This window comes from Micromonospora sediminimaris, from assembly GCF_016863575.1.
Lineage (GTDB): Bacteria > Actinomycetota > Actinomycetes > Mycobacteriales > Micromonosporaceae > Micromonospora > Micromonospora sediminimaris.
In genome coordinates this window covers 25,391-47,324 of the sequence record NZ_BOPD01000012.1, presented here as the reverse complement: position 1 = coordinate 47,324, position 21,934 = coordinate 25,391, and the positions used below count along the sequence as shown (strand labels likewise).

The 21,934-nt window shown below is 71.4% G+C and carries 14 protein-coding genes; 6 read left to right on the top strand and 8 right to left on the bottom strand.

The annotated features are described in order from the left end of the window. Window positions 1-4 precede the first annotated feature (4 nt). The 4 genes from Vse01_RS10580 to mfd all read right to left on the bottom strand — a co-directional run bounded on the left by Vse01_RS10580 (window position 5) and on the right by mfd (window position 7,201). Window positions 5-1,624, bottom strand: coding sequence for a DUF885 domain-containing protein (locus Vse01_RS10580; protein WP_093406349.1), 1,620 nt, complete (start codon window positions 1,622-1,624; stop codon window positions 5-7). 90 nt (window positions 1,625-1,714) lie between these two features. Continuing rightward, complete coding sequence (locus tag Vse01_RS10575; RefSeq protein WP_093406347.1) at window positions 1,715-2,719, bottom strand: nucleoside triphosphate pyrophosphohydrolase; 1,005 nt, start codon at window positions 2,717-2,719, stop codon at window positions 1,715-1,717. 2 nt (window positions 2,720-2,721) lie between these two features. Next, complete coding sequence (locus tag Vse01_RS10570; RefSeq protein WP_093406344.1) at window positions 2,722-3,489, bottom strand: hypothetical protein; 768 nt, start codon at window positions 3,487-3,489, stop codon at window positions 2,722-2,724. 22 nt (window positions 3,490-3,511) lie between these two features. Beyond that, on the bottom strand, window positions 3,512-7,201 hold the full coding sequence (mfd, locus tag Vse01_RS10565) for a transcription-repair coupling factor (protein ID WP_093406670.1): 3,690 nt from the start codon (window positions 7,199-7,201) through the stop codon (window positions 3,512-3,514). 266 nt (window positions 7,202-7,467) lie between these two features. Here mfd and Vse01_RS10560 point away from each other — a divergent pair, with 266 nt between their 5' ends. The 4 genes from Vse01_RS10560 (at window position 7,468) to Vse01_RS10545 (ending at window position 16,354) form a co-directional block, all read left to right on the top strand. Next, window positions 7,468-8,382 (top strand): cyclase family protein, encoded by a 915-nt coding sequence (locus Vse01_RS10560; RefSeq protein ID WP_093406342.1) that lies wholly within the window; start codon window positions 7,468-7,470, stop codon window positions 8,380-8,382. A gap of 403 nt (window positions 8,383-8,785) precedes the next feature. Continuing rightward, window positions 8,786-11,572 carry a phosphoenolpyruvate carboxylase gene (gene ppc / locus Vse01_RS10555; RefSeq protein ID WP_093406668.1) on the top strand — a complete coding sequence of 929 codons (2,787 nt, stop codon included), beginning with the start codon at window positions 8,786-8,788 and terminating at the stop codon, window positions 11,570-11,572. Window positions 11,573-11,755: 183 nt separating this feature from the next. Next, window positions 11,756-12,925: a DNA recombination protein RmuC gene (locus tag Vse01_RS10550; protein ID WP_093406339.1), complete on the top strand. Its 1,170-nt coding sequence runs from the start codon at window positions 11,756-11,758 to the stop codon at window positions 12,923-12,925. A 162-nt stretch (window positions 12,926-13,087) separates the two neighbouring features. Next, complete coding sequence (locus Vse01_RS10545; RefSeq protein WP_093406337.1) at window positions 13,088-16,354, top strand: S8 family serine peptidase; 3,267 nt, start codon at window positions 13,088-13,090, stop codon at window positions 16,352-16,354. 76 nt (window positions 16,355-16,430) lie between these two features. Here the strand turns inward: Vse01_RS10545 and Vse01_RS10540 are convergent, their stop codons facing one another. The 3 genes from Vse01_RS10540 to Vse01_RS10530 all read right to left on the bottom strand — a co-directional run bounded on the left by Vse01_RS10540 (window position 16,431) and on the right by Vse01_RS10530 (window position 19,088). Further along, window positions 16,431-17,375 (bottom strand): hypothetical protein, encoded by a 945-nt coding sequence (locus tag Vse01_RS10540; RefSeq protein WP_139233159.1) that lies wholly within the window; start codon window positions 17,373-17,375, stop codon window positions 16,431-16,433. A 170-nt stretch (window positions 17,376-17,545) separates the two neighbouring features. Further along, window positions 17,546-17,998, bottom strand: coding sequence for a hypothetical protein (locus Vse01_RS10535; protein ID WP_093406332.1), 453 nt, complete (start codon window positions 17,996-17,998; stop codon window positions 17,546-17,548). A gap of 97 nt (window positions 17,999-18,095) precedes the next feature. Next, complete coding sequence (locus Vse01_RS10530) at window positions 18,096-19,088, bottom strand: 4-hydroxy-3-methylbut-2-enyl diphosphate reductase (protein WP_093406329.1); 993 nt, start codon at window positions 19,086-19,088, stop codon at window positions 18,096-18,098. Window positions 19,089-19,222: 134 nt separating this feature from the next. Here Vse01_RS10530 and xseA point away from each other — a divergent pair, with 134 nt between their 5' ends. Together xseA and Vse01_RS10520 are read left to right on the top strand one after the other, a co-directional pair. After that, window positions 19,223-20,443: an exodeoxyribonuclease VII large subunit gene (gene xseA / locus Vse01_RS10525; protein WP_093406327.1), complete on the top strand. Its 1,221-nt coding sequence runs from the start codon at window positions 19,223-19,225 to the stop codon at window positions 20,441-20,443. A gap of 176 nt (window positions 20,444-20,619) precedes the next feature. Next, complete coding sequence (locus tag Vse01_RS10520; protein WP_373870664.1) at window positions 20,620-20,850, top strand: exodeoxyribonuclease VII small subunit; 231 nt, start codon at window positions 20,620-20,622, stop codon at window positions 20,848-20,850. A 156-nt stretch (window positions 20,851-21,006) separates the two neighbouring features. On the opposite strand, the gene Vse01_RS10515 is transcribed toward Vse01_RS10520, so the two are convergent. Continuing rightward, window positions 21,007-21,843 carry a hypothetical protein gene (locus tag Vse01_RS10515; RefSeq protein ID WP_093406324.1) on the bottom strand — a complete coding sequence of 279 codons (837 nt, stop codon included), beginning with the start codon at window positions 21,841-21,843 and terminating at the stop codon, window positions 21,007-21,009. Window positions 21,844-21,934: the final 91 nt, after the last annotated feature.

Here is a 21,934-nt window from a genome sequence, read left to right as displayed (position 1 = left end):
CGGCCTACAGGTCGAGCAGGGTACGCAGGTGGCGCGGGGGTGGACTGCCGTGGGCGAGCATCCGGTCGTGCCAGTCCCGCAGCGACACGTGCGGTGGCCGGGCAGCGGCGATCTCGGCCACCTCGCTGTAGCCGACGAAGTACGTCGACAGCTGAGCCGAGGTCAGCAGCGCACGGCGCCATTTGCCCGCCGCCTCGCCCTCCTCCTGGAAGCCGCGTCCGGTCAGCAGCGCCATCGCCTCGGCCTCGGGCAGGTCCTCGGCGTGCGTCAGCTGGTCGAGCAGCGCGTTGAGGGTCATCCGTAGCTGCATCTTCAGCTGCTGCAACCGCACCGGCAGGCCACCGAAGCCACAGCCGACCATCAGCTCCTCGGCGTAGACCGCCCACCCCTCCACGAACGGGCCGGAGCGGATCAACGACCGTACCCGGGTGGAGCCGGCGTAACGCCGGGCGTGGGCGAGTTGGAGGAAGTGGCCCGGCATCGCCTCGTGCACGGTGAGGTTGCGGATCATGTGGTCGTTGTACTCGCGGTAGAACGACTCCACTCGGTGGGCGGGCCAGTCCACCGGCGTCGGTGCGATGCAGTAGAACGTCGGCACGGCGGCTGTCTCCAGGCCGCCGGGTGCGTCGCAGTAGGCCACCGCCACGCCCCGGGCGAACTGCGGCATCACCTGGATGGCGCACGGGTCTTCCGGCACGGTCACCAGGTCGTTGGCCCGGACGAAGTCACTCGTCTCGTCCAGGGTGATCGAGGCCAGGTCCACGATGGTGTGGTCGTCGGGATGTTCGGCGGCGAGCAGGTCGAGGGCTCGGCGTACGGTCTCGTCGTCGGCCGGACCACCGACCAGCTCGACCGCCGCCGCGCGGATCTCGTCGGTGACCCGGTCGAGGTTCGCCCAGGCCCGGCGCTGGATCTCGGCGGCACCCAACTCGGTGTCGAGTTCGTGCCACAGGCGTGCCTCCCAGCGCCGCCGGCCCAGCCGGGGATCGCGCCCCGGGCCGACGTCGGCCGCCAGGCCGGTGCGTAGCCAGGCGACGAACTCGTCGAGCGCGGCCAGCGCCGCGGTGGCGGCCGGCTCGATCCGGTCGATGCCGGCAGGCGCCTGCGCGAGCAGCGCGGGTACCTCGTCGCGGATCAGCGCCGCCACACCGGTGAACTGCCCGACCGCCGTCTCGGCGTGCACCCGGGGCATGTCACGCAAGGTCGCGCGCGCGGTCGCCAACGAATCCGGCACGGCGGCGAGGCGGCCGGCGAGGGCGGTCAACCGCACCTCCACCGGCGCGTACGGGCGGGACAGCAGGGCGTGCAGCAGTGGACCGGGGTTGTGCACGAGCGGATCCCACTCGTGCCCTCGGATCTCGGTCAGCTCGAACAGTTCCCGGTCGACCAGGGCGGAGAGCAGGGCGTGGTCGACCCGCTCCTCGATGTCGAGGTCGTCGGGGTCGATCTCGACAAGCGCGCTGGCCGCGTCGACGAGCATCGCCCGGTCCGCCGCGACCGCGTCGGCCGAGAAGTCCGGCAGCCGGTCGTCGACCCGATGATCGCCCGCCGTCCCGGCGAGCCCCGGCCGACTCCCCAGCAACGCCTCGACAACCCGCTCCCCCACCACCTGAAACCGCTCCACCCCCCGACCCTAACCACCCGCCGCCGACACGCCAGTTGATCAAGAAGTTCTGGTCGGCCCAAGGCCGGTCAGCAGACGCAAACTTCTTGATCAACCGGTGGTGTGGGGGGCGGTGGGGGTGGGGGGTGGGGTTGATTCGGTGGTGCGGATGGTTTGGGCGTGCGCCAGGGTGGTGCGGCGGAGGGCGGCTTCGGGGTCGAGGTCGGCGGCGTGGGCCTGGGCGACGGCGGCGAGCAGGTGGGCGCCGAGGGCGGTTTCCGGATCGGGTTGTGCCTCCGGTGCCGGCAGCGGCGCGGTGATGCCGACGCGGGCGGCACGCTCCAGGATCTTCGCTGCCAGGGCGAGCGCCGGCTGGCTCAACGCGATGCCGTCGAGGACGGAGCCGCGGGCCTTCTCCGCCTGCTTGATCCGCTCCCAGTTGGCGGTGATCTCCTCCAGGGTGCCCGCCTCGGCACCCGCGAAGACGTGCGGGTTACGCCGGATCATCTTGTCCACCAGCCCACCGGCCACGTCGTCGATGCTCCAGCGTTCGTCCTCGGGCAGCTCCTCGGCCAGCCGGGCGTGCAGCACCACCTGGAGCAGCACGTCGCCCAGCTCCTCGCGCAACGCGTCGGTGTCCCCGGCGCTTATCGCGTCGTACGCCTCGTAGCTCTCCTCCAGCAGGAACCCGGCCAGGCTACGGTGGGTCTGCGCCCGCTTCCACGGATCCCCGCCGGGCGAGAGCAGCCGGTCGAGCACGGCCACCGCGTCCAGCAGCCGCGCGCCCGGCGGATCCCACGAGCCGTACATCAGCTCCAGCTCCGCCAGCCCCGGCTCGCGGGCCAGGCGCAGCCCCAGCTCCCGGGCCAGCGACTCGTCCCCGGCCGGGCCGGCCAGCCAGACCACCGTGTCCTGCGCCGCCGCCGCGTCCAGCAGCGACGGCACCGGCGGCCCGTCGAGCACCCGCACCTCGGCGCCCGCCGACCGCAGCGCCGTGGTCAGCTCGCTCTCCTCGGCGGCCAGCACCGGAGCCGCGCGTACGACGTCCCAGGCGGCTGCCGTCAACAGCCCGGCCGGCAACCGGGGCGAGGTCACCAGCAGGACGATCCGGGGCATGCTCAGCCGTCGGTCGGCACGGCCGGCTCGGGCCGCGGCCTCGGGGTGGAGATGTCGTTTACCGCGTCGGAGGCCGGCTCACCCAGCGGCACGCCCACCGCGACGGCCTGCCCGGTGAAGCTCAGCACCGGGAACACCAACGGCCGGTACCTGGGGTTGACCGTCACGTCGTACGTCTCGACCGCCTCCCGCAGCGAGTTGCGGTTGGCCAGGGCCTGACGCAGCTGCTCCCCGTCGAGCTGGGAGGCGGCCTGCTCGACGGTCACCTCGGGCGGCACCGCGCCGGCCCGCTTGCCCGCCTCGACCAGGTCGGTCAGCTCCTGCTCGGTGGGGGCCACCGGAGCGCCGATCGGAATGCCGGACAGGCAGGTGTACAGCTCGGCGACCTGCCGCACGTACCCGGTCTCCGGGCTCAGACCGATGCCCTGTGCCACCTGCGCGGGGTCGACCTGGCTCTGCGGCCGGTACCCCTCGTCGGCGGAGATCCGCTCGCAGACCTCGCTGAGCACCAGGGTGCTCACCACCTGGCTGCGCCCGGGCAACTGGGGCTCCTGGCCGGGCAGCTGTGGCTCCTCGCCGAGCGGCGCCTCAGCCCCCTCGGTCGGGGTCGGGTTCTTCGCCTGAGCGTCGTCGATGACCTCGGTGACCGCGTCCTCGGTGATCCGGTGGTCACCGACGTACGCGGCGACACCAGGCTCGGAACGGCAACCGGCGAGGGCGACGAGGCCGACCGCCACGCTGGCGACGGCGACAAGACGGCGAGCACGCATGCCCGTCACTCTCTCATGCCCCTTACCCACCGCTGACACCGGCGGGTACGCCGAGGACGTCGGAGAGCAACTGGGCGCACCACTCCAGCAGGGCCTGGTCGCGCAGTGGCTCGCCACCGACCCGGCGGGTGGTCGGGCGGGGGACGCTTACCTGGTCCAGGGCCGCCTTGTAGACCGAGTCGGGGTGGTAGCGCTTGAGCCGCAGCTGCTTGGAGTCCGGCAGCGGCAGCGGGCCGAACCGGATGTGCTTGCCCTGCATGCTGACGTCGGTGAGGCCGTAGGACCGGGCCAGCAGCCGGAACCGGGCCACCGCGATCAGGTTCTGCACCGGCGCGGGTGGCTCGCCGTACCGGTCGGTCATCTCGGCGGCCACCTCCCGCAGCCGCTCGGAGTCGCGGGCCTCGGCGAGCTTGCGGTACATCTCCAGGCGCAGCCGCTCCACCCCCACGTAGTCGTGCGGCAGGTGCGCGTCCACCGGGAGATCGATCTTGATGTCGGCCTCCTCCTCCGGACGCTCGCCCTTGAACGCCTGCACCGCCTCGCCGACCATCCGCACGTACAGGTCGAACCCGACGCCCTCGATGTGCCCGGACTGCTCGCCGCCGAGCAGGTTGCCGGCCCCCCGGATCTCCAGGTCCTTCATGGCCACGTACATGCCGGCGCCCAGCTCGGTGTGCTGGGCGATGGTGGCCAGCCGCTCGTGGGCGTGCTCGGTGAGCGGCTTGTCCCCCGGATAGAGGAAGTACGCGTACGCCCGCTCCCGACCGCGGCCCACCCGGCCCCGGATCTGGTGCAACTGGGCCAGGCCGAGCAGGTCGGCCCGCTCCACGATCAGCGTGTTGGCGTTCGGGATGTCGATGCCGGACTCCACGATCGTGGTGCAGACCAGGACGTCGTACTCCTTCTCCCAGAAGCCGACCATCACCTTCTCCAGGGCGTCCTCGCCCAGCTGCCCGTGCGCCACCGCCACCCGGGCCTCGGGCACCAGCTCGCGCAGGCGTCGGGCCGCCCGTTCGATCGACTCCACCCGGTTGTGCAGGTAGAAGACCTGCCCGTCGCGGAGCAGCTCGCGGTGGATCGCGGCGGCTACCTGCCGGTCGTCCTGCGCACCGACGGCGGTGAGCACCGGGTGCCGCTCCTCCGGTGGGGTGGCGATTGTGGACATCTCCCGGATGCCGGTGATCGCCATCTCCAGGGTGCGCGGGATCGGGGTGGCCGACATGCTCAGCACGTCGACCGCCGCCCGCATCGACTTGAGGTGCTCCTTGTGCTCGACGCCGAAGCGCTGCTCCTCATCGACGATGACCAGCCCGAGCGACTTGAACCGGGTGGCGGACGCCAGCAGCCGGTGGGTGCCGATGACGATGTCGGCGGTGCCGTCGGCGACCATGGCGAGGGTCTGCTCGGCCTCCTTCGGCGTCTGAAAGCGGGACAGCTGCCGGATGGTTACCGGGAACTGACTCATCCGCTCGGCGAAGGTGTTGTAGTGCTGCTGCACCAGCAGGGTGGTCGGCACCAGCACGGCGACCTGCTTGCCGTCCTGCACCGCCTTGAACGCCGCCCGTACCGCGATCTCGGTCTTGCCGTAGCCGACGTCGCCGCAGATCAGCCGGTCCATCGGGATGCTCTGCTCCATGTCCCGCTTGACCTCTTCGATGGCGGCGAGCTGGTCGGGCGTCTCCTGCCAGGGGAAGGCGTCCTCCAACTCCCGCTGCCACGGGGTGTCCGGGCCGAAGTTGTGCCCCTTGGACGCCTTGCGGGCGGCGTAGAGCTGGATCAGCTGGGCGGCGATCTCGCGGACCGCCTTGCGGGCCCGGGCCTTGGACTTCTGCCAGTCCGAGCCGCCCATCTTGTGCAGGGTCGGCTGCTCGCCGCCGACGTAGCGGCTCAGCTGGTCGAGCTGGTCGGTGGGAACGAAGAGCCGGTCACCGGGCTGACCGCGCTTGCTCGGGGCGTACTCGATGACGAGGTATTCCCGGGAGGCGCCGTTGACGGTCCGCTGCACCAGCTCGACGTACCGGCCGATGCCGTGCTGCTCGTGCACCACGTGGTCACCGGCGCGCAGCTCCAGCGGGTCGATGGTGTTGCGCCGCCGGCTCGGCATCTTCCGCATGTCACGGGTGGACACCCCCCGACCACCGGTCACGTCGCTGCCGGTGAGCAGCACGAACCGGGCCGCCTCGTCGACGAAGCCACCGGTCAGGCTGCCGCAGGTGACAAGCAGCTCACCCGGGGCGGGCGCGGCCGGCACCTCCTCGGTCAGCCGGGCACCGAGACCGCCGTCGCGCAGCACCTCGACGGCCCGCTGGGCGGGGCCGTGGCCCTCGAAGACCAGCGCGATCGACCAGCCCTCGCCGGCCCACCGCTTCAGGTCGTCGACCACCCGGGCGGTCTCCCCGTGGTAGAGCGGTGCGGGCTGGGCGGTCAGCGCCACCGCGATGGCGTCGTCGGGAGTGACCTCGACCGCCTCCGGCTCGTCCTCCCACGGCTGCCGGGTCGCGGCCGGGCCGACCGGCTCGGCCAGGCCGAACGGGGACAGCGTCCACCAGGGCTGGCGCAGGGTCGCGGCGTGCGCGCGCACGTCGGCGAGGGTGTGGAAGGCGGCGGCGCCGAGGTCGACCGGGGCCTGGCCACCGACGGCGGCCGCGGCCCAGCTGGCCTGGAGGAACTCCTCCGAGGTACGCACCAGGTCGTGCGCCCGGGTGCGGATCCGCTCCGGGTCGCAGAGGAGTACGTGGGTGCCGGCTGGCATGCAGTCGAGCAGCAACTCCATCGAGTCGTTGCCGATCAGCGCCGGGGCCAGGGACTCCATGCCCTCCACCGGAACCCCGCCGGCCAGCTTGTCCAGGATCTCGGCCAGCTCCGGGTGCTGCTGCGCGAGCGTGGCGGCCCGGTCCCGGATCTCGGGGGTGAGCAGCAGTTCCCGGCAGGGCGGGGCCCAGAGCTGGGCGATCTGCTCGATGGTGCGCTGGTCGGCGACGGCGAAGGTGCGGATCTCCTCCACCTCGTCGCCCCAGAACTCGACCCGGGACGGGTGCTCGTCGGTGGGCGGGAAGACGTCGAGGATGCCGCCGCGTACGGCGAACTCGCCCCGCTTGGTGACCAGGTCGACCCGGGCGTACGCCATGTCGGTCAGCCGGCGGGCGATCTGCTCCAGGTCGGCCTCGTCACCGGCGGCCAGCCGGACAGGTTCCAGATCGCCGAGCCCCTTGAGCTGGGGTTGCAGCACCGAGCGGACGGGGGCCACCACCACCCGCAGCGGTCCGGTGCGCCCGTGCGCGTCCGTCGAGTCCGGATGCGCGAGCCGACGCAGCACGGCCAACCGCCGGCCGACGGTGTCGGAGCGCGGTGAGAGCCGCTCGTGCGGCAGCGTCTCCCAGCTCGGGAAGATCGCCACCTGCTCGGGCGGCAGCAGGCTGCCCAGCGCGGCGACGAGGTCCTCGGCCTCGCGGCTGGTAGCGGTGACCGCCAGCACCGGCCGACCCGCTCCGCCAGCGATCGCGTCGCCACCCGGGCTTCCGCCGCTAACCGGGCCGCCGGCCCGGTGGTCGGGATCCGCCGCCACCGCGGCGACCGCGAACGGGCGCAGCGCCGCCGGGGCGGTCAGGTCGAGCCCGTCGACCTGGGCCGCACCGGAGCGCGCCAGGTCACGGACGCGGGCCAGGCCCGGGTCGGCCAGGGCGGCGGCGAACAGTCCGGTGAGCGCAGTCATGATCACTTCCGAGGTGGGGACACGACGATCACCCCGCGTCCGGCCGGACGGGGGGTGTACGGATGCCAGCCTAGCTCCGCCCCCCGACCGTCTCCCCGTTTACCACCCCGCCCACCCACCACCCCACGAGCGTGCGCAACTTCGGGGAAGGTGCAGGCTGCGGTGCGAGGGAGGCCGCGCTTTCCCCGAAGTTGTCGCCTCGCCCGGGGGCGGCAGGGGCAGTGGCGGATCTTGACTGGTCGGGCGGGGGGTGATCGGGTGTAGGCGTGAGTGGGCAGTGGCGGGCACAGTTCGACGCGGAGGTCGCGTTCGCCAACGGCGGCGGCCTGAGCACCGAGGGATTCCGGCTGGACATCCCGGGCGACACGATCGACGACGCCGACCTGGCGGCGCTGTTCGTCCGGCATCTCGGCCTGCTGATGGTCTCCGAGGTACGGATCACCAACAAGACGGTCATCGAGGAACCGCACAAGGGCGGTCGCGCCGTCCGCGGTGCCCCGGGCGGCGTCCACGGGCGGCGGCTGATCGAGCTGAGTCACCTGGTCACCGACGGGATGACCACCCTGCCCGGCTGGCCGGCCCCGAAGATCACCGAGTGGCTGACCCGCGAGGCGTCCCGGAAGCACTACGCCCCGGGCACCGAGTTCCACGTGGCCCGGATCGACATGATCGCCAACACCGGTACCTACCTGGACACCCCCGCCCACCGGTACGCCGACGGTGCCGACCTGTCCGGTTTCCCGCTGGACCGGCTCGCCGACCTGCCCGGGCTCGTCGTCCGGCTGCCCGCCGACGCCCGCGCGGTGGACCGGCTGCTGCTGGCGCCGTACGACGTAGCCGGCAAGGCGGTGCTGCTGCACACCGGCTGGGACGCGCACTTCGGCACCCCCGGGTACGGCGCCCCGGAAGCGCCCCACCTGACCGGTGACGGCGCGCAGGCGCTGGTCGACGCGGGCGCCGCCCTGGTCGGCATCGACTCGATCAACATTGACGACATGGGTCCGGCGGCCGGTGGAGAGCGGCCCGCGCACAGCCTCCTGCTGGCCGCCGGCATCCCGATCGTGGAGCACCTGACCGGGCTGGACGCCCTGCCGCCGGAGGGCTTCCGATTCACCGCCGCCCCGCCGAGGGTGGCCGGTATGGGCACCTTCCCCGTCCGCGCCTTCGCCGTCGTCGACTGAGGGGCGTCGTCAACCGAGCGTCGTGGACTCAGGGGCAAGGTCAACTCCGGATACGGGATGTCGCGGCTTCCGTCGGCGCGGATACCGCGACATCCCGCATGTCGAGTGGATGTCGCGCACCGGGCAGGCCGGCGGAGGGTGAGACGATCGCCACTCGATCTTCACGTCGGGGCTGCGGGGGCTGAGCCAACGACCTCGTGTCCCGACGCTACCGGCGGTGACCAGCGGTTTTCGACTGCCGGAAGCCCTCGGCCGGCGCACCTCGGCAGCGTCGAAGTCTGAGCAGGGTCCCCCTGAAACGAAGGGCGTTATCAAGGGGCCCTTCCTTCCGGGCGGGTTCGCGTGGATACGATCGGGGGAGTCGGACAGCGCTGTCCTTCGTACTTGACGTGAGGAGCGCATGGTGACCGACCAGCACGATCACGACGGCCCCGACGCCGCCCTGCGCGCCGACATCCGCAGGTTGGGCACGTTGCTCGGGCAGACCCTGGCCCGCCAGGAGGGACGCCCGCTACTCGACCTCGTGGAGGAGATCCGGGCCCAGGTCCGCACCGACGCCCCGGCCGCCGCCCGGCGGCTCGGCGGGCTGGATGTGACCACCGGCACCAAGCTGGCCCGCGCCTTCTCCACCTACTTCCACCTGGCCAACATCACCGAGCAGGTGCACCGGGCCCGCGACCTGCGCCGTCGGCGCGCCGTCCAGGGCGGCTGGCTGGATCAGGCGGCCAAGATGATCGCCGAGCGCGGGGTGCCGGCCGAGGAGATCGCCTCGGTGGCCCGCCGGTTGGCGGTACGTCCGGTCTTCACCGCCCACCCGACCGAGGCGGCCCGCCGGTCGATCCTGTCGAAGCTGCGCGCGATCGCCGACGAGTTGGACGCCGAGACGGCCAACGCGATCCTCTACGGCGCCAGCGACGAGGGCCCGGCGAACCGGCGGCTGGCCGAGCTGCTGGACCTGATGTGGCAGACCGACGAGCTGCGGTTGGACCGGCCGGACCCGACCGACGAGGCGCGAAACGCCATTTACTACCTGCGTGACCTGTACGCCGAGGCGGCTCCGCAGGTGCTCGACGACCTCGCCGAGACGCTCCGTACGCTCGGCGTGGAGACCTCGCCGACGGCCCGGCCGCTGACCTTCGGCACCTGGATCGGCGGTGACCGGGACGGCAACCCGTTCGTCACCCCCACGGTGACCCGCGAGGTGCTGGCCATTCAGCACGAGCATGGCCTGACCGCCACCGAGGCGGCGATGGAAGAACTGATCAACGAGGTGTCGGTGTCCCGCCGGCTGCGCGGGGTGTCGCTCGACCTGTCCGCCAGCCTCGCCGCCGACCTCGACGCGCTGCCCGAGGTGGCACCCCGGTTCCGCCGGGTCAACGCCGAGGAGCCGTACCGGCTCAAGGCCCGTTGTGTCCGGGCCAAGCTCGCCAACACCCGGGCCCGGCTGCGCCAGGGCACCCCACACGTGCCGGGGCGCGACTACCGTGGATCGGCCGAGCTGATCGCCGACCTGGATCTGCTGCGCGCCTCGCTGGCTCGCAACTCCGGCCAGCTCACCGCCGTCGGACGGCTCGCCTCGACCATCCGTACCGTCTCCGCGTTCGGCCTGCACCTGGCGACCATGGACGTACGTGAGCACGCCGAGAAGCACCACGAGGTGCTGACCCAGCTGTACGCGGCGGTGGGTGAGGTCGACGACTACCCGTCGCTGAGCCGGTTGGAGCGCACCAAGCTGCTCGCTGACGAGCTGACCGGCCGCCGGCCGCTGTCGACGGCGGACACCCCGCTGAGCGAGTCGGCCCGTAAGACCTTCGACGTGTTCAGCACCATCCGTGAGGCGCAGGACCGGTTCGGCTCCGAGGTGATCGAGTCGTACATCATCTCGATGACCCTCGGCGTGGACGACGTGCTCGCCGCGGTGGTGCTCGCCCGCGAGGCCGGCCTGGTCGACGTGCACAGCGGCCGGGCCCGGATCGGCATCGTGCCGCTGCTGGAGACGCCGGCCGAGCTGAACTCCGGCGGGGAACTGCTCGACGAGCTGCTGTCGCTGCCGGCGTACCGGGCGCTGGTGGCGGCCCGGGGCGACGTGCAGGAGGTGATGCTCGGTTACTCCGACTCCAACAAGGAGGCCGGCATTACCACCAGCCAGTGGTCCATCCACCGGGCCCAGCGCGCGCTGCGCGACGTGGCTGCCCGGCACGGGGTGCATCTGCGGCTCTTCCACGGTCGCGGCGGCACGGTCGGGCGCGGTGGTGGCCCCACCCACGACGCGATCCTGGCCCAGCCGTACGGCACCCTGGACGGGGCGATCAAGGTGACCGAGCAGGGCGAGGTCATCTCCGACAAGTACACCCTGCCCGCGCTGGCCCGGGAGAACCTGGAGCTGAGCGTGGCCGCCGTGCTTCAGGCGACGCTGCTGCACACCGGGCCTCGGCAACCCGCCGAGATGTTGGAACGCTGGGACGCGGCGATGGACGTGGTGTCCGAGTCGGCGTTCCGGTCGTACCGCTCGCTGGTGGAGGATCCGGACCTGCCCGCGTACTTCTGGGCTTCCACCCCGACCGAGCTGCTCGGTGCGCTGAACATCGGCTCCCGGCCGGCGAAGCGGCCGAACACCGGTGCCGGGCTGTCCGGGCTGCGGGCCATCCCGTGGGTGTTCGGCTGGACCCAGACCCGGCAGATCGTGCCCGGCTGGTTCGGCGTCGGCTCCGGCCTGGCCGCCGCCCGGGAGGCCGGGCTCTCCGACGTGCTGGCCGAGATGCACCGCAACTGGCACTTCTTCCGCACGTTCCTGTCCAACGTGGAGATGATGCTGACCAAGACCGACCTCGGCATCGCCCGGCGGTACGTGGAGACCCTGGTCCCGAAGAAGCTGCACCCGATCTTCGACAAGATCGAGCAGGAGTACGAGCTGACCCGACGTGAGGTGCTCGCGGTCACCGACTCACCGGACCTGCTGGAGAACTCCCCGGTGCTGCAACGCACCCTCGCCGTACGCGACACCTACCTGGAGCCGCTGCACCACCTTCAGGTGGCGCTGCTGCGGCAGTACCGCGACTCGGGTGCGGCCGGACGGGCAGTGGCCACCGCACCGGGTGGCCGACGCGCCCCCAGCGACGGCACGGCCCTGGAACGGGCCCTGCTCACCACGGTCAACGGCATCGCGGCCGGCATGCGCAACACCGGCTGAGCTACCGGACCTCGCCCCAAGATCCGCACAGTTTCAGGGATGTTGCTGCCTCAACTCTGGGGCGTCGTCGAGGCAGCAGTATCAGGCGAGTTGCGTGGAACCCGCTGCGACGAGCCCGGTGCTGCGGAAATCGCTGCGCGCCCGGACGGGTGCGCAGCGCCCGTCTTTGGCAAGCTGCTGAGGATGGAGTTCTCGACCCTTGCGGTTGTCGTCGTCTGCCTCGGTGCCGGCGGCGCGGTCGGCTGGTTCGCCGCCCGGGCCCGCTCGGCTACCGACATCGCCCGGCTGGACGCCACGCTGCGCGCCACCCGCGAGGGTGAGGGTCGGCTGGAGCAGTCGATGCGGGCGCTGAGCTACGAGGCGACGGCCCAGTCGCAGGAGGCGGTCGCCCGGGCGGTGGCCCCGCTGCACGAGACGCTGCGGCGTTACGAGCAGCGGGTCGCCGACCTCGAACGCGAGCGGGTCGACGCGTACGCCGAGCTGCGCGAGCAGGTCCGCGCCATGAGCACGGTCTCGGGTGAGCTGCGCACGGAGACCAAACAGCTGGTGGCGGCCTTGCGCGCGCCACAGGTACGCGGCCGGTGGGGCGAGCATCAGTTGCGCCGCATCGTCGAGGCCGCCGGCATGTTGGAGCACTGCGACTTCGCCGAGCAGGTGACTGCCGCTACCGACCAGCAGACGGTACGCCCCGACCTGGTGGTTCGGCTGCACGGCGGCCGGAGCGTGGTGGTGGACGCCAAGGCGCCGTTCGACGCGTACCTCACCGCGATGGAGGCGCGCGACGAGCGGGGCCGGGACACCCACCTGGACGCCCACGCCAGACACCTTCGGGCGCACGTCGACGCGTTGGCCGCCAAGTCGTACTGGGCCGCGTTCGAGTCCACTCCGGAATTCGTGGTGCTGTTCGTGCCGGCCGACCCTTTCCTGGACGTCGCCCTGCAACGCGATCCGACGCTGTTGGAGCACGCATTCGCCCGCAACGTGGTGCTGGCCACCCCGGCCACCCTGGTCGCGCTGCTGCGTACCGTGGCCTGGTCGTGGCGGCAGGAGCAGCTGACCCGCAACGCGATGGCCGTGCACACGGTGGCGCGGGAACTGTACGGACGGTTGTCGACCCTCGGCGACCACGTCGGCAAGCTCGGCGCCTCGCTCGGTGGCGCGGTCACCGCGTACAACCGGGCGGTGGGCTCGCTGGAGGCGCGGGTGCTGGTGAGTGCCCGGAAACTGGCCGAGCTGGGCGTGTCGGATCAGGAACTGCCCACCCCGGGGCAGGTGGAGCTGGCTCCCCGGCAGCCTCAAGCGCCGGAGCTGCTCACTGATTCCACTTCAGATGATCGAACTCGGTCTAACTGAAATTAGCCCTTACCATCTTCGATGTGACAATGAGCGTCTCGCATATCACGAGATGGTCACAACGTACCCAACGGTAGTGACATCGACGGTCGGCACCACGAAGGATTTCGCTCACGCGTGCCCTGCATCTGAGGGCGCCCTGTTCTCTGGAGGAAAGAGAACGTGAGTAAACCCCGAAACCTGAGCCGGCGTACCTCGGCCGCGCTCTTCGCCTCGGTGATGGCCGCCAGCGCCGTGACCGTGGCGGGCGGTGCCGCCACCGCGAGCGCCGCTCCTGCCGGACCGGACGCCGCGCAGGCCACCCCCGCCGAGGCGATGGACCAGCACGACGCCAAGCTGCTCGCTGAAGCGGAGGCGAAGAAGGCCCCCACCGTCACGATGATCGTCGCCACCGACAAGGGCAAGGCGAGGGACGTCGCCGACGACCTCAAGGACCTCGGCGCGGCCGTCACCGAGCGCTTCGACACCATCGGTTACGTGCTCGCCAAGGTGCCGACCGGCAAGGCGGTCAAGGCCGCCAAGCTGCCGGGCGTGGCCGCCATCGACCTGGACGAGAAGATCCAGCTCCCGGACCCGAAGCCCGAGGTCGCCCCCGGCGGCAAGAAGGGCAGCAAGCAGGGCGGCACGCTCAGCGGACCTGGCGCCAAGACCAAGGCCGACAACCCCTACATGCCGACGAACGAGACCGGTGCGGTCAAGTTCGTCAAGCAGCACAAGAAGTGGGACGGCCGAGGCGTCACCATCGGCATCATGGACTCCGGTGTGGACCTGGAGCACCCGGCACTGCAGGAGACCACCACCGGCGAGCGCAAGATCGTCGACTGGGTGACCGCGACCGACCCGTTCGAGGACCCCACCTGGCGGCCGATGATCAACCAGGTGACCGGCCCTACGTTCGCCCTGGCCGGCCGCACCTGGACCGCGCCGGCCGGCAGCTACCGGTTCAACCTGTTCAGCGAGAACATCACAAACAACAGCGACCCGGCCGGTGACGTCAACCGCGACGGCGACAACACCGACCAGTTCGGCATCCTGTTCGACCCGGCGACCAACAACATCTGGGTCGACTCCGACCAGGACGGCGACTTCACCGACGAGGCCGTGATGCGGCCGTACAAGGAGAAGTTCGACGTCGGCCACTTCGGCACCGACAACCCGGCGACCCCGGTCACCGAGCGGATGTCGTTCGTCGTCGAGTACCGCAAGAACGTCGACACCACCCCGGTCGGCGGTCCCGGCCTGGTGGATTACGTAAACATCGGCATCATCGAGAGCGCCCACGGTACGCACGTCGCCGGCATCACCGCCGCGAACGACATGCTCGGCAACGGCGCCTTCGACGGTGCCGCCCCCGGTGCCAAGATCGTTTCCTCCCGTGCCTGCTCCTGGGGCGGTGGCTGCACTGCCGCCGCGCTCACCACCGGCATGGCCGATCTGGTGATCAACCGCGGGGTCGACGTGATCAACATGTCGATCGGTGGCCTGCCCGCGCTCAACGACGGCAACAACGCCCGCGCCACCCTCTACAACAACCTGATCACCACGTACGGGGTGCAGATGTTCATCTCGGCCGGCAACTCCGGCCCGGGTGTGAACACCATCGGCGACCCGTCGGCGTCGACAAACGTGGTGAGCGTCGCCGCCAGCGTCAGCAAGGACACCTGGCTGGCCAACTACGGCTCGGTGGTCAAGAAGAAGAACGCCCTGTTCAACTTCTCCTCGCGCGGCCCGCGTGAGGACGGTGGCGCCAAGCCGAACATCGCCGCACCGGGTTCGGCCATCTCCACCACCCCGGTGTGGCAGCCCGGCAGCCCCGTCGCCGAGGCCGGCTACTCGCTGCCGCCGGGCTACGGCATGTTCAACGGCACGTCGATGGCCTCCCCGCAGGCCGCCGGTGCCGCCGCACTGCTGCTCTCGGCCGCCCGGGCGACCGACAAGGGCATCACCCCGGAGATGCTGCGCCGGGCGATCTACACCTCGGCCAAGCCGATCGCCGACACCCCGACCTACGGGCAGGGTTACGGCATGTTCAACGTGCCGGGTGCCTGGAAGCTGCTGAAGAAGGGTGTGCAGACCCGCTCGTACACCTCCGACGCCCCGGTCTGCACGGTGCTCTCCGGCCTGCTGGCCACTCCGCACCAGGGCACCGGCGTCTACAACCGCTGCGGCTCCGCCGACGGCGGCCACAAGGTCAACCAGTCGAAGTCGTACCAGGTCACGCTGACCCGGACCAGCGGCCCGGCCGGCAACGTCAAGCACAACGTGGGTCTGCGCGGCAACGACGGCACCTTCTCGGCGCCGAAGAACGTCAGGCTGCCGCTGAACACGCCCGTCACCATCACGATCATCGCCAAGCCGAAGACCGTCGGCGCGCACAGCACGATCGTGACCGTCGACGACCCGGCCACCAACACGATCGACTTCGAGGTCTCCGCCGTCGTGGTGGCCTCGAACGACGTCAGCAAGCCCAACTTCGCCTACTCGGCGCAAGGCTCGGTGGACCGCAACAACACCACGTCGTACTTCGTGACGGTGCCCCCGGGCGCCGGTGCGCTGCAGGTGAACCTCTCCGGCATCGCCACCGGGTCGCAGACGCGCTTCATCGCGTTCAACCCGTGGGGTGTGCCGGTGGAGAGCACCTCCAGCCTGGCCTGCTTCACCAACCACGTCAGCACGGTCGTCTGCAACGCCTTCGAGCGCGACTACCAGAACCCGATGCCGGGTGTCTGGGAGATCGAGGTCGAGTCCCGGCGTACCTCGCCGTCGCTGAACAACCCGTACCAGATCCAGGCACGGGTGCAGGGCGTCGCGGTCGAGCCGGCCGTGGTCGAGCTGCCGTCGGTCACCGCCGGCGCCCCGACCCCGGTCACCTGGTCGCTGAAGAACACCTTCGGCCCGGTCACGGTGACCGGCCAGGGCGGCGCGCTGGCCAGCTCGCACGCGGAGCGGCCAACCATCGTCGAGTACGCGACGCAGGAGTACACCGTGGATGTGCCGGCGGGCGCCACCAGCTTCACCGCCCGCATCGGTAACACGTCGGACGCCGGTGCCGACCTCGACCTGTTCGTCTACCGGGGCGGCAGCCTGATCGCGTACAACGCGGACGGGGACTCGGAGGAGTTCGTGACCCTCAACAACCCGGCTGCGGGCACCTACACCGTCGTCGTCGAGGCGTACTCGGTCGACGGTGCCGGTGGCAGCACCGAGTACGACTACCGGGACTCGTTCTCCTCTCCGGCGCTCGGCACCCTCTCGGCGTCGAGCACGCCGCTCAACCTGGCCCACGGTGCCACCGGCACCATCTCGGGCACGGTGACGGCCCAGTCCGCCCCGTCCGCGGGCCGGAGCCTCTACGGTGAGCTGACCGTGGTGACCACCGAAGGCGCGGTCGTCGGCCGCGGCGCGGTCTCCATCGGCGCGGTGAACTGACACCACCCGCACCACCAAGGAAGCCCGTCTCCGGTTCTCCGGAGACGGGCTTCCGTCTGTCCAGGGGCCGGGCCGGTCAGCTGACCGGCCCGGCCCGTTGCGGCCGACGGGCACGCAGACCCACCACGAGCAGCAGGTACGCGGCCAGCTCCAGGGCGACGACCACGGCCGGTCCGGGCGCGGCGAGACCGGGCGCGGCCTGGGAGGCGGCCGTGAACAGGCTGCCCCGACCCAGCAGATGCAGTGGCAGCGGCAACGAATCGCAGACCACGTCGATCCGGGTCAGAGCGATCAGCACCAGCAGCACGGCGCCGCTCGTCGCGAGCCGTCGCCGCTGCGCGTGAAGCAGGACCACCAGGACGATCGCCCCGAGCGCCAGCGCAAGGGGCACCAACGCCGCCACCCCGGTGGCGACGATCCGTTCGCCGGAGTCGTCGCCGAGCCCGGGCCGCTGTCGCCGAGCCTCCGCCAGTTCCAGGTGGACTCCGATCAGGCGGGCGGCCGCGTACCCGGTCACCAGCACTCCGGCCAGCACCGCCGCCACGCGCACCGGCCGACCGAGGCGGACAGGCCGATTCGGTCCGAGCCGTACCGTCAACACCAACACCATGACGAAGGCCAGGGCCGCCCAGTTCGCCACGAGTGCGGCGATTACCTCCTGGAACGGGTCAGGCCGGCCCGCCTCCATGAACGCCCAGTGCCCGGGGCCGACGGTGGGCATGGTGATCCACGCGTCGACCACCAACGCGGCGAGCGCCACCGCCACCCCCCAGTGCGAGACCGGCATCCCGAAGGCAGCGCTCGGCATGGGCGACTCGCCCGGCAGGGCCGGGTTGTCCGGCGCGACGGCTGACATCTCCGGGCCCAGCCCGGCCCGGAGGCCGGTCAACGCGTACGCCGCCAGCAGCAGCAGCGCGAGCACCTCGGCCTGGCGCAGCAGGGCGACACCGGTGAGAGTGCCGAGGACGTGGACGGTGGCGAGGATGCCGGCCGCCGTAGGAAGGATCGCTCGGTACCGCACCCGGGCATCCTGCCATCGATTGATCCACATCGTCGGCCCGTGCTGTCGCCGAGGCCGACCCGGAGCCGCGCGTCGGCACGCCCGGCGGCCGGTCTGTTTACACGCCCGGCGGCTGGGGCTGCTTGGCGCGCCTGGCGGCCGGGTCCGTTGGCGCGCCTGGCGGCCGGGTCTCAGCCGCGCTTGGCGGAGGCCACGACGAACGGGGTGCCCTGCTGGCAGGTGGACATCATGGTCGGGTCGGGACGGCCGGTCACCGTCACCGACGCACCCGCGGTGAGCACGTCACGGGGACCACCGAGCAGCAGGTAACCGTCGAGCAGCAGACAGCCGGGCTCGACGCCGGACTCGATCCGGCCGGTCACCGTGATCTCACCGGTCACGGGTGGCTTCGACGGGGCGGTCGGCCTGACCGTCGGCCGGGTGGTGGGTACGGTCGGGTCCACCGGATCGGAGGGCGAGGGCACCGGTGCGGACCCGGTCGGGTCGGGGGTGGGCAGCTCGGTCACCGGTGACGCTCCCGTCGGGGTCGGGGTGGCGGTGCCGTCCCCCGCGTCCTGGCCCGCACAGGCGGCGAGCGCCGTGCAGACGATCAGCGCGGTCGCGGCGATCCGAATGGTCCTCATACGAAGCTTTGACGCACCGGGCCGGTGAACAGTTCCACCGCGCCTGCCTGGCATGCTCACGGGCCTGCTCGGTGGGCTCACGGGACTGCTCGGCGGCTTAGTCGCGGGCCGCCGCCGCAGCGGCCTTCATGTCGCGCTTGAGTTCCTGCGGCAGTGAGAAGGTGAGCCGTTCGTTCGCGGTCACCACCTCCTCCACGTCGGTGAAGCCGCGCTCGGCGAGGTGCGCCAGCACCTCCTGCACCAGTTCCTCCGGCACGCTGGCACCCGAGGTCAGACCCACCGTCCGCGCGTCGGCCAGCCAGGCGTCCTCGATCTCGTGGGCGAAGTCGACCAGGTGGCCGCCACGGGCACCACCGTCCAGGGCCACCTCGACCAGGCGCACCGAGTTGGACGAGTTGCGTGAGCCGACGACGATCACCACGTCGCACTCCGACGCGATCTCCTTGATCACGTGCTGCCGGTTGCTTGTGGCGTAGCAGATGTCGTCGCTGGGTGGTGACTGGAGCATCGGCAGCCGCTTCTTGAGCCGGGCGACGGTCTCCATCGTCTCGTCCACCGACAGCGTGGTCTGCGACAGCCAGACCACCTTGTTCGGGTCCCGCACGGTGATCCGGTCGGCGTCCTCCGGGCCGTCCACCAGCTGGATGTGCTCCGGCGCCTCGCCGGAGGTGCCGATGACCTCCTCGTGCCCCTCGTGGCCGATGAGCAGGATGTCGTAGTCCTCGGCGGCGAACCGCTTCGCCTCGTGGTGCACCTTCGTCACCAGCGGGCAGGTGGCGTCGATCGCCTTCAGCGACCGCTGCTTCGCCTGCTCGTAGACCTCGGGAGCCACGCCGTGCGCGGAGAAGATCACAGTGGCGCCCTCGGGCACCTCCTCGTTCTCCTCCACGAAGATCGCGCCCTGGGCCTCAAGCGTCCGCACCACGTGCTTGTTGTGCACGATCTGCTTTCGGACGTAGATGGGGGCACCGTAGAGCTTGAGCGCCTCCTCGACGGTCTGCACCGCCCGGTCCACGCCCGCGCAGTAGCCGCGGGGCTTGGCCAGGAGCACGCGCTTGCCGGTCCGGGGAGTCGCCTCTACCTCAGTCACCCCTGCATCCTACGTGCCATCCCCACACCCGGCAGCGGGCCGCAGCGACGCCCCGCCGCCAACGACACGCCGCCGGCACAACCTTCATGATCAACCTTCAGCGGGGCGAAGGGTCGTAGGGTGGGCGGGTGGGTGTGGGTGAAGGGGCTGAGGGAAAAAGCAGCTCGGAGGAACCGTGGCCGGTACGCGTGGTCAGTCAGAAGATCGGCGCTTGGGTCGCCCGGCTCGGATGGGTGTGGGTCGACGGGCAGGTGGCGCAGATCAGCCGACGGCCCGGCGCCAGCACCGTGTTCCTGACTCTGCGTGACCCGTCCGCCGACCTGAGTCTCACGGTCACCACCAACCGCGACGTGCTCGACCTCGGCGCGCCGGAACTGCGCGAGGGTGCCCGGGTGGTGCTGCACGCCAAGCCCGAGTTCTACGCCGCCCGGGGCACGCTCAGCCTGCGCGCCGACGAGATCCGCCAGGTCGGCCTCGGTGAACTGCTCGCCCGGCTGGAGAAGCTCAAGAAGCTGCTGGCCGCCGAAGGGCTGTTCGACCGGGCGCGGAAGCGCCGCCCGCCGTTCCTGCCCCAGCGGATCGGGCTGATCACCGGTCGGGCCAGCGCAGCCGAGCGGGACGTCCTGACAAACGCCCGCCGACGCTGGCCGGCGGTGGAGTTCCGGACGGTGAACGTGGCCGTGCAGGGCCCGGCGGCCGTCCCGCAGATCGTGGACGCGCTCAAGGCGCTGGACGCGGACCCGAGCATCGACGTGATCATCCTGGCCCGGGGCGGCGGCGGCATCGAGGACCTGCTGCCCTTCTCCGACGAGGCGCTGTGCCGGGCCGTCTTCGCCTGCCGTACGCCGGTGGTCAGCGCCATCGGCCACGAGACGGACGCACCGCTTGTCGACTACGTGGCCGACGTCCGGGCGTCGACCCCCACCGACGCAGCCAAACGGGTGGTGCCCGACCTGGCCGAGGAGGTACACCTGATCAAGCAGGCCCGGCACCGGCTGCACCGGGCCGTGCACAATCTCGTCGACCGGGAGTCCCACCGCATCGACGCGCTCCGCTCCAGACCGGTGCTGGCCCGGCCCCAGGTGATGCTGGAGCAGCGGGCCGCCGAGGTGGTCGCCCTGCGCCAGCGCGCCGGCCGCTGTCTGGACCACCGCCTCGCCGCCGCTGGCGAGGACCTCCGGCACACCGTGGCCCGGCTGCGCGCTCTCTCCCCGGCCGCCACCCTTGACCGCGGGTACGCCATCGTGCAACGCGCCGACGGCCATGTCGTACGCGCGGCCACCGAGGTGGCTTCCGGCGACCCGCTGCGGGTACGCCTCGCCGAAGGCGAACTGTCCGCCACGGTCGACACCTGACCCGCGCGGGACCGCCCCGGCGCATGATGGCACTCGATCCCGGGCCGGGTGCGGCCCGGGAGGCAACCGATCCTGGATCCGGCGGCCGGGCTGCGTGGCCGGCCAGAGCACGGCCTTGACGCCCGGCGTGTCGAACGGTGGTGCGGTCGACGGCGGCGTCGGACGGTTGTGCTGAGATGGGTGCGATGACTGACGAGAAGACCAACGGGTCGGACGAGCGGCTCAGCTACGAACAGGCCCGCGCCGAGCTCGCGTCGGTGGTGGAGCGGCTGGAGGCCGGCGGCACGTCGCTGGAGGAGTCGTTGGCGCTGTGGGAGCGCGGCGAGGCGCTGGCGGTCATCTGCCAGCGATGGCTCGACGGCGCCCGCGCCCGGATCGACGCCGCCCGACCTGATCCGGCCACCTGACCGTTCCGAGAGCATGCCGATCCGGCCGGGACAGGCGGCACGGTCAGCTCGCGGGCGAGCGGCACGCCAGCACGGCGCGGCGGGAGCCGGTGGGCTCCCGCCGCGGTGCGTACGGTTTCTGACGGGCGAGGCGTACGGTCCGACCGCGCCCCGCGCTCAGTCGAACAGGTTGTACAGCTCCGGCGGCGCCTCGACGACCTGGTCGGCCGAGGGCTTGGTCGCCGCGGTCGCGTTGCCGTAGTCGGAGTAGGTCACCTTGATCTCCTGCCCGGCGGGCCGGCTGCCCTCGGGCAGTTGAATGACCATCTCGGTGAGTCGCCCCTGGGCGTCGGTCTTCGCGGTGAACGGCACCGACTTCGCCTCCGGGCCGAGCGCGGTGATCACGCTCGGGTCGAGGGATCCGGCGTCGGCCGCCTTCGACAGGTCGAGGGTGCCGGCGTACGCCCCGTCGCCGGTACGGCGGACCTCGGTGACGGCCTGAGTCAACGCCTCACTGCCGGCGGGGTCGACCTTGTCGAAGTCGAAGCCAAGGCTGCGGTTGCCCTTGATCCGGCTCTGATCGAGGTGGTGGTACTTGCCGAGGTTGAGTCGGTCCGCCCCGGGCACGCTGGTGGCCGCCTGGCCCTGAAGGTCCAGCTTCACCCAGCTGTCCGGTTTGGCGTGGATGAGGTCGAGGCTGATCGCCAGGTCATCGGTCGACTCGCCGAGGCGTACCTTGATCTCAGCGCTCTGGCTCGGCTGGTGCACCTGGCCCTCCGCCACCGAGCCGGCACCGGTCATGCTGAACCTGAAGTTGCCGTTGCTGATCTCCCGGGTCGAGTCCAGTAGCGCCTGCTTCGCGTCGGTGTCGACCTCGGGTGCGGCACCGGTGGCGCTGGCGGTGGCGGTGGGTGTGGCACTCGGCCCGGCGTCGCCGGTGGTGGTGCAGGCGGCGACTCCGGGCGTGAAGAGGGCGACGGCCACGAGGCCGGCGCTCAGTCGTCGAACGGTCATCGGTGTCTCCCAGCAGGGTCATCCGGTGCGTTCTCGCGCCGGAGGCTCCCCTTCTCTGTTCCCTGCCGGCCGCTCGCGCAATCACCCGAAA